General features: G+C 45.2%; 9 protein-coding genes. All 9 read right to left on the reverse strand.

The annotated features are described in order from the left end of the window. The 9 genes from OXH00_18075 to OXH00_18115 all read right to left on the reverse strand — a co-directional run bounded on the left by OXH00_18075 (position 1) and on the right by OXH00_18115 (position 14209). Complete coding sequence (locus OXH00_18075) at positions 1–996, reverse strand: sulfotransferase (GenBank protein ID MCY3742926.1); 996 nt, start codon at positions 994–996, stop codon at positions 1–3. A 79-nt stretch (positions 997–1075) separates the two neighbouring features. Then, positions 1076–2821 (reverse strand): hypothetical protein, encoded by a 1746-nt coding sequence (locus OXH00_18080; protein MCY3742927.1) that lies wholly within the window; start codon positions 2819–2821, stop codon positions 1076–1078. Beyond that, complete coding sequence (locus OXH00_18085) at positions 2818–4197, reverse strand: hypothetical protein (GenBank protein MCY3742928.1); 1380 nt, start codon at positions 4195–4197, stop codon at positions 2818–2820. Before OXH00_18085 ends, OXH00_18080 begins: the two co-directional genes overlap by 4 nt. A 233-nt stretch (positions 4198–4430) precedes the next feature. Next, a complete protein-coding gene (locus OXH00_18090) occupies positions 4431–5357 on the reverse strand; it encodes a sulfotransferase domain-containing protein (GenBank protein MCY3742929.1) in 927 nt (308 codons plus the stop codon). Next, a complete protein-coding gene (locus tag OXH00_18095; GenBank protein MCY3742930.1) occupies positions 5330–6271 on the reverse strand; it encodes a sulfotransferase in 942 nt (313 codons plus the stop codon). The genes OXH00_18090 and OXH00_18095 overlap by 28 nt, the downstream gene beginning before the upstream one ends. Positions 6272–6414: 143 nt before the next feature. Next, positions 6415–7728, reverse strand: coding sequence for an MATE family efflux transporter (locus OXH00_18100; GenBank protein MCY3742931.1), 1314 nt, complete (start codon positions 7726–7728; stop codon positions 6415–6417). A gap of 29 nt (positions 7729–7757) precedes the next feature. Continuing rightward, positions 7758–8753 carry an NAD-dependent epimerase/dehydratase family protein gene (locus tag OXH00_18105; protein MCY3742932.1) on the reverse strand — a complete coding sequence of 332 codons (996 nt, stop codon included), beginning with the start codon at positions 8751–8753 and terminating at the stop codon, positions 7758–7760. 162 nt (positions 8754–8915) lie between these two features. Continuing rightward, positions 8916–11531, reverse strand: a complete 2616-nt coding sequence (locus OXH00_18110; protein ID MCY3742933.1) for an FG-GAP-like repeat-containing protein — start codon at positions 11529–11531, stop codon at positions 8916–8918. A 221-nt stretch (positions 11532–11752) separates the two neighbouring features. Further along, the gene (locus OXH00_18115; GenBank protein MCY3742934.1) at positions 11753–14209 is read right to left on the reverse strand and encodes a leucine-rich repeat domain-containing protein; all 2457 of its coding nucleotides are present in this window, start codon (positions 14207–14209) and stop codon (positions 11753–11755) included. Positions 14210–14226: the final 17 nt, after the last annotated feature.

Consider the following 14226-nt stretch of genomic DNA (forward strand, 5'->3'; position numbering starts at 1 on the left):
TTACAGCCTTCTTTGTAGGGTTTCACGGATGTTTTTCATCCGGTCCAGATTAAAGAAAAATGCTCCCGCTAATTTCATGGGAAACGTGAGTAGGTGAAGTCCTAAACTCGCGATATTAGGTCTTATTGACACAGGTGTATAGTTATGTTTCCTCATTAGGACCGCAGTTATCGTCTGGTTGAGGTAAATTTCAGCGGAACTGAGTTCACCCTTTTGCCAACTGTGTGCTCGATGCGGATTGATACCGAGTTGCTGAGGTTGATCCTCGGCGACGGAAGAGCCGACTTGCGGCACTCGGAGCATCTCATCGGTGTAAGTAATACCTACAAAATCACAGATGGACTTGACTGTCGTTTCAGGGTGCATGAGAAGTTCCTCAAAGTAGATAGAAATAACCCGGTCATGCTGTAGAAACCGATCCGCTGCGTTAACAGCAGTCCGCCAGATGTGGCTGATGGTTATCGGATGATAGTTCATCCAATCACGAAGCATTTCTTTTATAGGCAGATCACTTCCACCAAGGAATCGGCGTTTCCACTTCCTTTTCTGGGATAGTAGTACGTCGCGCGGGTCTCGAATCATGTTAATAATCCGTGCGTTTGGGTAAAGCTCAAGGATATCCGCAATGTAAAAGACATTACGCGGCGTTTGGTCACAAGGTATAGTTTTATTGTTTTCAGCTGCTTCATGGTAGAGAAAGGTTTCAAAGAGAGATGCCGATGTATCTGGATATGTAGTTAAACGCTCAAGAAACGCTTGTGCCTCGTCTAAGAATCGACGCGAGCTTCCATGTGTACGATACCCCTCGCGTTGAATACAGTGCAACTCGGAAGCAAGTTCCTCTGCGTTTTTCTCATCCAATTCCGATGAAAATGGTGGCGCGCATAATTGACCAAAAAAGTGGAGTTCACCGAGGGTGTAAACAGTTGGGTGTCTCCCCAATATACGTCCCATCATGGTTGTGCCACTGCGACTATTCCCTACAACAAATATCATTTGTATCAGTTTTCAGTTTCCAGTTTCCAGTTAAGAAAGAAGGTTTACTGTTACGCTTGCGTCTTTAACTGGTTACTGGCTACTGGTTACTTCTCCACCTCTTTATCTTCAGGATTCCGAAACTGTTTTTAGGTACAGTGAATTCTGTTGCCTTTCCAGCCCATTCTTGGATACGGACTTCGATTTCACCGGATCCCTCCATCTCGGCATTGCCTCCATTCGTGGCACTAAGCCTCTCATTGGCAACATAACGATAGGTAACGCTGCCTTTATAGTGTTTGCCATCAATGAAAAGTTGTGGTGTGTGCTGTTCGCTTGCGCGATTACTGATGAGAATAACAAGGTGCTCTGCCGCTTTTCCGCCGATCACTTGTGCCTGAATACCGGGCATCTGTTTCCCCTGATATTCCATAGCTCCCATCAGCAGAGATAGGCTTTTGACTGATAGCGTGAACTGTGTGTCGGCGGACGAGAATGCTTCACCGATAAGCTGAAAAGCTGGATAGACAGCACGGCGGATTGTGTCTCCGAAATCCGATTCTGGTTCACCCCCATATTTCCAAAAGGTGCCGGATTTCGGAGGTGTTATCGGCGAAAACACAGGGAATCCTTTGCCGGGACCAGCAATAACATGAAAGTTCGCTTGTGTAATATTAGGCATCGTTAACATTTTTAGAAAAAAGTCGCCGACGTACATTGCATGGAGTTGGGTATTCGCAACACGGTTGGCAGGATTAGCAATGTTCCACTCAGTTATCCACATCTCTTTATCTGGAAACAATTTTTCATAGTACGCAAGTGCCTCCGGGACAGCAAAGTGAATCCACCCCATCAGGTAACCTCGCATCTCCTCGATCTCTTTTTTTCGGACAGCCTTGTACGCGTAGACATGAACAGTGTAGGCATCATAAAAACTGGTATCCTCTGCGAGTCCCTTATCCCATTCCCGTTGCTGTGTTTTTACCAACCAACCCTCTTTGTGGAATCCGATCGGCGTAGCACAAACAGATATTTTTATTTTCGGGTTAACGGCTTTCATCGCTGCGGCATGTTTCTTGGCTTCCGCTATGTAGGCTGCCACGGTAGGATATTTGTTAAGATAGTGCGGTAGATAGTACTCGTTGCCGAGTTCCCAATGTTTAACTTCGTATCCCTTGTCTTTGGCATAATTGACCCACGCAGCACTCTCTTCTGGACTACCTGTCCATAAATTTACAACGACGACAGGCGTTATATTTAGTGTGTTACACAATTGCATAAAATCGTCGAAAAGAATTTTACCGTTCCGCCGTCTTTGGAGTTTGACGTAATTTCCTTTATTGCGTTGATTCAGTCTCGCATTCAGAGTCGATGCCATTTCACTCTCAAAAAAGCCGCCCGGTTCCCAGTGATAGAAATTTCCGACTGTACCGCCGGGAAACCGCAAGGTCTTTGGGGCAAGCACTTTGGTTAATTCAACGAAATCGGGATCAAGATAGCCGTAATCACCACTGATCATGTTTGAGTTGAAGCCGTAAAGCGCGTGGCGAAGTGGCCGTGCGTTGCGTGTATCCACTTCTAAACGTAGTATATCAGGCAACGGCTTTTCCTTTTCACATCCGACACTCAGAAACACCATTATCAAGACCAGTAACCAGTGGCCAGTAGCCAGTAGCCAGTTAAAGAAGTCTGTAAAGTGTGCGAAAGTGTTTTTGCTTGGGTGTTTCCCCAGTAAAGTTGCTAACTTCAAAACTTTAGGCACTTTAGCACACTTCGCAACTTTCTTACTGGAAACTGGAAACTGGAAACTGGAAACTTCTAATAGCATACGGATAAAAAACTTCATAGTGTTATCTTCAAAGGCCTATAGGTTGGCAGTGCCCGATCACTGGCGAACATCAGACCTGCGCAGAGCCAGAAGTAAAAACCGTAGCCCCGGTATTCAAGGGTTCGATTAAAAAAAAGCAGGAATACGGTAACAGCAACGAGGCAGAGCATGATGATTGCGATCCGCTGTGTTACGCGCGAAGCAGGCGGCCCGCGCTCTATAACAGATGATGTACTGATGGATCTCTTGTAAAGGTTGAGCGCGGCGCGAAAGAGTTGGTAAAATATTAAGGCGAAGAAACCGAGACCCAATAGCCCATAGAAACAGAGGATCGCAACCCAATATACATCCTTGAAGCCGCTTTTACTGAGTATTTTCAGAAGGAACGATCGTTTACTCATATTGAGTCCCTCAATCGTAGAATTCTGGTCTGCACCATAGCCCAAGATAGGTTTGTTTACGAGGACTGTTGGGACATTCCCAATTAACGACCCAAGTCGCTGTTTTTGTGCGATACGGACATAGGAACCTGAAAATACACCTGTTACGTTGCCGACGAGTCCGACCCTTGCTTTGCGCGGGTTTATGTATTCAAGGCCAAACGGGTTTACGACTGCCAACAAAAGACCGAAGACTAACACGGTCGCGCATGCTAATTGGAGCGTCTTTTTCCATCCATAATGGAAATAATACCACGCGCCACCAGCAAGTAGCGCGGAGAAAGTAGCAGCGCGCGAATACGAACGCGCAATAAAGAAAAATAGCAGTGCTGCACCGAGTAGATTTAGATACTCCAATTGTCGGACACGAGATAGATAGACAATGAGAACAAGAATCATGAAGATACCGTAAATCACGGTGTCGCCTAAAGTCCCGTAGATACTCCCAATTTCTCTGCCGATCTCAAGCAATCTGTATTCTTTCGTAAACCCAGCGATACCGAGCGTTGACTCACGCGGCAGGAAGAAATCAAACGCTGCAGGCCCCCCTACCCACTGAATGAGACCCGTCGCGAGTTGGAAGATGCCGACACCGAGGATTATGCGTAAAAACGTTGTAATCTTTCCTTCTGACAGGGAAGAGTTTGCGACGAGATAGAAGAGCACAATATATCGTGCAAATGGTCGGATATTATAAATACTGCCCATCAAGGGAGACCTGTTTACCAATATTGAGAGCAGAACAACGGTATAAAACCCGATAATTGGCAAATCAATCGCTGTTTTGACGAAAGGGATACCTTTATGGAGCTTATGAATGACAAGCTTTCCAAAAGCGATATAGATGAGTAATTCTCCGAAGAACCTTAAATAGGAGTAGACAATATCGCTCACCGGTAGAAACTTCAGTACAAACTCTTCAAAAGCAACGTACCCTGTCAAAAAGTAAATCATTATTTTTTAAAATACCTTGCGGATAAGTTTCATTAGTTTTCTGTCTTGATAGTTCTCGCTTTCGAGTTGAAGAAACACCCAAGCAAATAAACCCTCCATTTTGCGGCGTACTTGAAGAAATACCCAAGTAAAAACCCCATAAGCGATCTGCTTCATTACGAGACCTGGTTTCTGATGTGGACCAAAACCCGATTTAGTTCTCACTGCGAAGCAGGACAAATCGGCGCGGAGGTTTAATCCTTAAAACACCAAGAGGAGAGGTCTCTGTTTAATAACTCGGCTAATTGCTCGTTAAAGGGTTGAAAATACGCCATCTGGCGTTCTCGTGTTTCTGGATTGAGCGGCGGAATTGAATTCACGTCCTTCTGGAATTTGTCGTTCCAATCCAGAATCGTTTTTCTTAACTTGTAGGCAGTAGCATCTGGCAGGAGTTTCCGAATCGCTCTTCTCAGCGGATTGTGGGACGCAAGAAACTGCGTAAATAGATAATTAAATCGTTCGGAACGCGGCATAGCGGCTTGGTTATGCCTTTCACCAATGACGGGTTTAAAATCGGTGCGGACACCGATACATGTAAAAAGCTGTTGACAAACAGCCTGCGCGTTTTCCTTCAAATCGTCAGTTAATATGCAGTGTACATTCTTCAAACCGAATTGCGTTATCAAATTTTTGACATGTGGATAATAGATACCGTTGTACTGGTAGGCACACTGTCGCCATTTAAACCAGTCTTCGTTCAGGCGATCTTCCTCAGCAGCCAGTGCCTTTTCATAAGTTTTGATATTCTCCCAACCTCTTCGCCGAGCCCACCAATAGGCGGAATAGGCACGTGCGACAGGTTCCCGCAGCAGGACGACGAGATGTATCTCAGGATTGTGTTTATAAATCCGTTGCATGACTTCCGGGGAATGCATCACCATCACATTTTTAGCGAGGAGTCGTTTATCCGCGACCTCGGCATGGCCATGTTCTCCAGCAAAGTATTTTGCACACGCCCATTGATACCCACGACTGTACTCACGGTCTTGGAGGAAAAAGGTCATCTCCGGCTGTGCGTGCGTGTGGATATCCGGGTGCTGTGCTAAGTAACGAAGGAGAGAGGAGGTCCCAGCTTTCTGTGCACCAACAATCATCAATTGGATTTTTGTAGAGGTTTCCATGGTAAGGGGCTTCCAATCAATTCGGCAAGGGCATCAATATCACGCTGATAATAATCAACTAAGCGATGTTGTGTTTCTTTTGACAACTGAATTTCCTTATCAGGTTGCGTGTTCAAACGGAGATAGATCGGTTCAATTGTCTGTCTGATCATACGCAATGGATTATGAATGATCGGTTTGTCATGAGTCCACCGTCGCAGTCGGAATCGGAAGTCTCTATATTTCCGATGCAATTCGGAATTTCGCATCTTTTCGGTGCGATTTGTTACTTTAAAAGTGTAGTCCGCATAAAAATCGGCATCTATACCGGCGAAGTTGCATAAACTCGCCATGACACTCACGGGTTCCGCTGCGAGCTCCTCATAAAAGAGAATGCGGATGCGCGCTGGACCGAATTGGTTAAAGTAGCGTTTCAAATAGGTAGTATAACATCCCTGCTGGAGTGTTTGCAAATGCTGTGCTTCACCTCGTCCGTTGCGTTTCAAGCCTGTAAATAATAACTCAACATACGCATCAAAACTCACGGTTTGTGGCAATTTGCCAATCTGCTTTGCGAACCGATACCATGAAGTTAACCTTGAAATGGGTTCACGTAGACTGAAGACTAATTTAGCGTATGGCAGAAACTCAGCGATTCTCTCACATGCCTTTTCACAATATAGGTAGTCCGGGGTCGATTCCATCCGTAATTGCGTTTCATCGCAGTTAGGAAACAGAGCAGCATATTCTTCGACATCACCGCTATATCGATATTTTGAGGGGAGCGGATAATCGCTGCTGAGGAAGAATCGAGTCTCCTTATAAGTAGCAGCGCAAATAGCCGGGTGGTCAGTCAGATAGGCGAATAGCGATGTTGTCGCGGCTTTCGTAGTACCACCTACAATAAGATAATTGAAATCTCCAACATTTTTCATAAGAGTTATCGGTTGTCGGTTGTCGGTTGTCGGTTAAGACCTTGTAGCGGGAACTTTTTTGATAAGGACCCCAAGATAACTCTTTAACCGAAAACTGAAAACCGAAAGATTTTTTCGCAGAAAAAATCGCACTGAAAACCATTCTAAAACCAAGAGACCCGCGTTCTCCTAAGGAGGTACGTCAGGTTTCCGACAGCAAGAAGTGCGGTGATTGATATGGACAACGCGACACCGAGAATCCACCACGTTTCGATTAAGCCGTAAGCGATCAAAAAATTAAGAGCAGCCATCGTTACCATATTTGCGAAAACGAGTCGGTAAGCCTTTTGTGCGTAGAGTCCAGCATTTAATACAGGTATCAGACACGAAAACACCATACCAGTACTGAGCCAAAAGAGGAGCTGCCCTATGAGTTCAATTGACGCGTTATCAAAGTCGCCACGCCCATACAACAACCAACTAATTTTTCCGTGGAATATCAGCATGAACAGGGTTACCGGAAACGCGATGATTATAGCGACTCGCGTATTTCGGCTGACAGTTTGTCCTAATTTCTCCTTATCGTTTACCGCGCCGTCGGCTGCCATATCGGGCAAGCCTGTTGTAGCGATACTGATACCGATGAGTGTCTGTAACGCCGAGAAAATTTGAAAGGCAGATTTATAGAGTGTAACAACGCCCTGCCCAAGGTGCGAGACGAGATATATTTCAACTAACAAGCGGTTGGTAACTTGTCGGACTGCGAAACCAAGTGTCGGTAAAGTGACGGTATTTTTCAAGGAACGTAGCGTATCGAGAGAAATACCTGTAACCTCATACCGGTGTCCGATTCGATACGCTCCGATGCATAACCAACCAAAGTATGTGATAAAGCCACCACTATAAGCGAGTGCAACCCAATTTTCAAGGTTTTGTGTGTTCCATAGCAGTAAAAACACAAGTGCTGTAATACCAGCCGGTATTGCGTTTCGGAGTGCCACGGTTTTAAAATGCTGTTGACTGTTCAAGAACGCCCCGAGGACTGTGCTACCACATCCAAATATAATCAGTGGGGCACATAACCGCAATAGTGTCGTCCCTTTTTGAGCATTGATAGTTGACTTCCTTAATAATCCACCTGCTATCCATGGTGCGAGCAGTTCAATTAGAACAAAAACCCCGAAGCCAACACAGATCAAAAAAAACAGGAGGCTATTCGTGAAGCGTCTGTATTCTGTGCGAGTCATCTCCTTTTCGCGTGTAACGAAGAGTGGCACAAGGCTAAATTTAGCACCTTCTCGGACAATCGTATCAACGACCAACACAATCGTCAATGCGGCAGTAAGTTCATCAGCTGTAACGGTAAAACCGAACCGCCTTGGAATCAAGATAGCCCGGACAAGGAGGCTCAACCCCATTCCAGCAAAGGTAATCACCATGACCGAAAAAGTCTTGTGCTGTAGGAGTTTTTTGACCATAGCGGTTTTTGAGTTCCGGCTGGACGCACTTATTTCCAACCTTCGGGCAGATTTTTGCGAATCTCAATGTCACTAAACTGGGTAGCGGGACGTGGCCCAACCGATTTAGCCCACGCTGCCATGCGATGGAGTCCGTCGTCTAATGCGACCTGCGATGCTGTTCCGAAAACCTGCTGGAACCTCTCATGGGAACAATAGGCGTGTTTAACCTCTTCTCTCGCATGCACGTTGATAACACGCACTTCCTTATCCATTGCTGTCATCACTAAATCCGCTAACTCGTTCACCGAGACGTGTTTATCCGAACCGACGTTAAAAATTTGACTCGACGCTCCGGGGACATCTACAGCGCGAGCGATGTGTGGGGCGACATCTGCGATATGTGTGAAAGCACGCGTCTGTTCGCCGTCTCCAAAAATACGGAGCGGTTCATCCTGCATAATGTTGTTCATGAAGATACCGATAACGTTTCGGTACTTATCGCTGATATTCTGGAGTTCACCATAGACGTTGTGCGGACGAAAAATAGTGTAATCCAAGCCGAAAAGCCGTTTGGAGACAGCGAGTTCCTGCTCTACGGCGTACTTGGCAATACCATAAGAATCTTCTGGCATAGGGGTAAGCCCTTCATGCATAGGGAGTTGGTTCTCCCCGTAAACAGCGATAGAAGAAGTAAACACAAATCGTTTGACATTGTGGTTCACTGCGGCATTAATAAGATTTACACTCCCAATAAGGTTATTTTGGTAGTTAAATCGCTTGATGAAGTGGCTGAGTCCCTCTGCTGCATAAGCGGCAAGATGATAGATATAGTCGAATTGGTATTGCTCACAGAGTTTATTTATCAGCGAAACATCAAGGATGCTTCCTTCAACGAAGGTTGCGGTGGGGTTGAGATTTTCTCGGAAACCTCCGCTGAGGTCGTCAAGTGCGACGACATCTGTATCGCCATCGCGAAGAAGTTCATCGACTACGTGTGCGCCCATAAAGCCCGCACCGCCTGTAACTAATGCTTTTTTTTTCATGTTTTTAATTTTAAGCCAAGCGTGAAATGACACCAATGGTAATTTCAGAGTTTGCTTAAGGTCCGCAACTCTCCGTTGTCAGCTTGCTGCTGGCCCTGTACGTTGTTCTCTTTCTCTCACTTCATGATTTATAGCACGGGAAGAAAAAGAGAAAGAAAATCTCTATTTCGTGACTACGAGTCGTTTTGTTTGCGTGAATGTTGGCGTTGTCAATTCATAGAAATAAACGCCGCTCGCGACCTGTTCACCCAATTCGTTTCTACCGTCCCAATACGCTGCCTGATCGCGGCTGAGATAATACCCCGACGCTTGATGTCCAGAGAAAACTGTTCGCACAACCTGTCCTGACGCGTTATAGATACGTATCGTGACTTCAGCATCTCTTGCGAGTTGGTACGGAATCCAGGTTTCAGGATTAAACGGATTCGGATAGTTGGCATAGAGTTTTGTCTCCAAGGGACCATTAACAGGCATCAACAATTGTTTTAAAAAACGTTTTACCAATGCTATTTGTGTAGTGTTCCCTGGAACTTCTTCAATTTTTTGGTAAAAAGAATGGAGGTGGGCGATAGCGGCATCGGACAATGCGGTGATATCATTTGATATAGCAGTGGGCATCGGAGTAGTTTGATGTTTCCGAACCGGTGCTGCAGCGATATTTTGATTCTCTTCAATAACCTTAATAATCGCAACGAGATCCTCGATATTTATCTCTCCATCTTTGTTGGTATCAACTCGCCGGTCTGTAGGTGGTTTTTCGCCGAAATGTACTACGGTAATAAGGAGGTCAAGTATATCCACCTGGCCATCCTGATTGACATCGCCAGTATGAAACATTTGCTTACCCTGTTCAACAACGTGCAATACTTGATTGATGGGGACATCCGTTAATTTCTGTACGATACCACTGGGCCAGTTTATGACTAATTCACTCACCCTTTCATTCTGTGCCAATCCGAAATGGATGCGTTTCTGATCCTGCTGCGCTGTATGGATACCTCCACCATTTTCGCGGAGTTGGGTTTTCCCATCAGGTGTCGTTGCGAATAACCTTGCGCCGATCCCATCCCGATTTGAAACGGTTCCTTCCAGATCAATTTGGAGCCAATTATTGCCAACGCCCATATTTCGGAAAAGTTGATCAGGTCCCCTGCTCAAAGGGTAAGGGCCTCTGCCGTTGGTGACAAAAAAGTCAAGATAACCATCTCTGTCGTAGTCAGCCATCGTCACGCTTTTTCCTCGCCCTTGTGTGCTTCCATTTGCGCCGCCTGCGTCAGCGCGTTGGATAAAATCACCATTTCCTCGGTTTTCATAAAGGTGATTAGGAAGGTTCTCAGCACTTGTTGAACGCACAAGATAGAGATCAATATCCATATCGTTATCAAAGTCACCTGCTGCGACAGAACATCCGTCTTCAAAGGTATTAAAAGTCCCCGCGGCTCCAGAACTCTGGAACATATTTCCGCGGTTAATCACCAGCCGAGACGACGGCTGCGGCTGCAGATCCGTCAATGAAAAGTTAATAGTTTCTAATTCTGATATAGGTTGTGTCGCTTCTACCATGGTTACTGAAGCGGGAAGTTTGTAGATGAGCGTCCATTTTTTTGTATCCGGCTGATACCCCACATAAATCCCATATTTTGGAAATGTAGCGCGAGGCTTCAACCCTATGACCCTCGGATCATCAGGAGAGAGTGTGACTTCAAAAATTGCCGATCGTCGGGTCGGTATTACAGCTTGAAACTCACCGCCATCAAACGCTGTTACCGGGTGTCCATCGGCACCGATTACAACTAAAGGTAACCGCGGTCCCCATTCTGAGTACACTTGAAAAGAGACATCCCCTTCCGTTTTGAAACTAACCCCTTTTTCTGTTGGATTGTTTCGCATGTTTAATTCTAATTTCCAAGGATCTATCTGCGTTGCGTGAGACTGGTAAACCACGCGGGCGACAAAGAAATCGGGGAGCAGATCTCCGTTAAAATCTGCAATTGCAGCATCTTGTACAGGGTAACTAAAAGGAATTTTAAGTATCCCAACTAAATTTTCAAGGAGACTTACAGATGTATCATATATTACGAGCGGATACTTCTGATTACTAATGATGATTTCCATATCTCCATCTGTAGTTATATCAGAATATTGTGCTAACTTACCACTCGGTTGCAGGAACCCAGCAGCGGCGGTGATATTTTCAAAACCATTCATCGTTTGTGCGAACAGAGCAGATGGGGCTAAGTTACCAGTCTTATCCCGCCCAGCATCACCCATGAGAAGAAGATCCAGCCGACCATCACGGTTTAAATCCAACCAGAGAGGGGTCCTACCTCGCAAATATGGATAATCCAAACCGAAGTCGGCAGCACGTTCTACCAATAGACCGTTCTCATTTATATAAAAATGGTTATAGTGGTTCCGGTGTAAATTGCCTGACCCGCCCCCAGCACCGGATAACACAATCATATCTTGGTCACCATCGTTATCAAAATCTGCCCATGCCGAACCGTGTGTATCCGCCTCGGGATTTGCATCCCATACCTCGTCAATAACGTCTGTGAAGGTGCCATCACCATTATTCCGATAAAGGCTTGGTTTGTGGCGGTGATTATTAGCCCACAAATCAAGGTACCCATCACCGTCAAAATCACCCCAAGCATTCCCCCAACTTTCACCAACACGGTTAATACCCACTTGCTGCGACACATCCTCAAATCGAATTTCACTTGATGCTGTGCACAGCGGGCAAAAAATGAGCAGTAACGTTATTAAAATTCTCATTTTTCTCCTTACGGTGTAGTCCGTTAAAAGTTTCCTTATTAGAATTAAAAACGCTGGTATTTAACACCAAACCACTCAGTTCCTACAGTTAAGACTCCTAATCTCGGTTTTTTGATTGGAAATATGTCTATTACTGGATTTACTAAAGAAGCCCAATTGAGAAATTGAGGGAACACGAGAAATGGAAAACCGAAAAGCAATTGGCTTTGCCTGATTTGATACTATTTTTCAATAATCATTTTGCCAGTAGCCACGAAATCATTTGCGGTGAGTGTATAGAAATAGATACCGCTTGCCACAGACTCGCCGAATTCATTCCGGCCATCCCAATATGCTGCGCGAAACTTGTTGTGATATATTCCTACAGGCAACTGCCCCAACTCCAATGTTCTTACAAGTTTTCCATCCGTAGAATGAATTGAAATGCTAACCTCAGCGGGCTTTGCCAACTGATAGGGTATCCATGTCTCCGGGTTGAATGGATTTGGATAGTTTGCCAGTAGTGCTGTCACTTTCGGCGATTCTTCAATAAGAGTGAGAGATGCCAAGATCTGTTCCAAGACTGCAATACCTTTTTGTGTGCCCGGGTCCTGTTTAAGCTGCCTTGCAAGAGCAATCCACTTAGGAAGATTCTCTATAGTGAGACTGGATATCTCGCTTGGATTGTTCCTGAGCATGGGAGCGGCCGCGTCGGTATCTATTTCTGCAGCAACTTCGACTAAATCTTTCACATCAACAACACCATCGCCGTTAACATCTGGATAGACACCCAATCGGGCGGCATCTGCAAAATCAGGATTGTCAAAGTGAACTGCCACTAAGATAAGGTCTATCAGATCCACAGTACCATTCCGGTTCACATCTGCTGTCTTGACAAACGTCTCCATTTGATTACTATCATCATATTCCGTCAGATTCCCTATCAATCCAGCAATTGGAGAGAAATTCGATATCTGGTTGTCCCTAAGATTTAGTATCACTAAGTTTGTTAAATCTTTGAGAGCGGATATATCCGATATCTGGTTGTCATGCAGATCTAATTCTGTCAGTTTTACCATATCTTTGAGTGGTGACACATCCGATATCTGGTTGCCATCAAGATCAAGTATCGTCAGTTCCGTCATACCTTCGAGTGGCGACACATCCGATATCTGGTTGCCATCAAGATCAAGTATCGTCAGTTTTACCATATCTCTGAGTGGCGACACATCCGATATTTCATTGTCGTTAAGATCCAATTCTGTTAGATTTACCATATTTTTCAGTGGCGACACATTGGATATCTGATTGTCTCCAAGATCTAACACTCTCAATAGTCTCAAATTCTTAAGTGCGGATATGTTCGATAACCCGTTGTCATCAAGATCCAGCAATGTTAGTCCCACCATATCTTTGAGTGGCGACACATCTGATATCTGGTTGTGGTCCATATCCAGTTGCCTCAGTCTCGTCAAACCTGCGAGTGGCGACACATCTGATATCTGGTTGTCATCAAGTTGAAGCCCGGAGAGTCTCGTCAAACCTGCGAGTGGCGACACATCCGATATCTGGTTGCCATCAAGTTGAAGTCCTATGAGTCTCGTCAAACCTGCGAGTGGCGACACATCTGATATCTGGTTATCATCAATATCCAGTTGCCTCAGTCTCGTCAAACCTGCGAGTGGCGACACATCTGATATCTGGTTGTCATCAAGTTGAAGCCCGGAGAGTCTCGTCAAACCTGCGAGTGGCGACACATCCGATATCTGGTTGCCATCAAGTTGAAGTCCTATGAGTCTCGTCAAACCTGCGAGTGGCGACACATCTGATATCTGGTTATCATCAATATCCAGTTGCCTCAGTCTCGTCAAACCTGCGAGTGGCGACACATCTGATATCTGGTTGTCGGAAGCATCCAGAAGTGTTAGTCCTACCATATCTTTGATCGGAGAGATATCTGATATCCAGTTGTGGTCAAAATCTAAGTATTCGAGTTTTGTTAAAACTTTGAGTGGCGACAAATCAGATATTCGGTTAGTTTCAATATCCAATCCTGTCAAGTTTATCAAATTACTGAGTGGCGATACATTAAATACACGGTTGTGTTCAAGAGATAAGTAGGTAAGGTTTGTGAGGACACCGAGTGGCGAAACATCAAATACCCGGTTCCCCCATAGAGAAAGGTGTGTAAGGTTTGTCAAATTACTGAGTGGAGAAACATCGGATATTTTAGAGTTTTGGTGAAGATCTAACACTATGAGTTTTGTCAATGTTTTGAGTGGCGACACATCTGATATTTGGTTATGAGCAAGATGCAGCTCTTTCAAGTTGACAGCAAATTCAAGTCCGGTTAGATCTTGAATGTCGGTCCCGAATCTATCATCTGGACATCTCTGTGGTACTGGCAACCATCTTGGGATTCCGGTCGGTTTTAAAAAGTGACACCTGCTGGCTTGAAGCACTTCCAAACTTTCCATATCAGCCCGAGTAATGTCCGCCCCAGTCTCTTTATCAAGTGCCAATTCAAGGGCGGCGCGGAGATTCGGATCCGGAATATGTACAACTTGTGCGATTACCATTTGGTAGGGTGTGAAAAAGAGAGCGCATGCGATGAGAGTTAGGACGACAATATGGGCAATCCCCGCGGTCCAGTTTAAAAGCGGTGTGCGCATTGATACGGTATATGTGAAAAACTCCAAATTTATACTCCTCATCA

It is taken from the genome of Candidatus Poribacteria bacterium (assembly GCA_026706025.1).
In the GTDB taxonomy this organism is placed as follows: Bacteria; Poribacteria; WGA-4E; order WGA-4E; family WGA-3G; genus WGA-3G.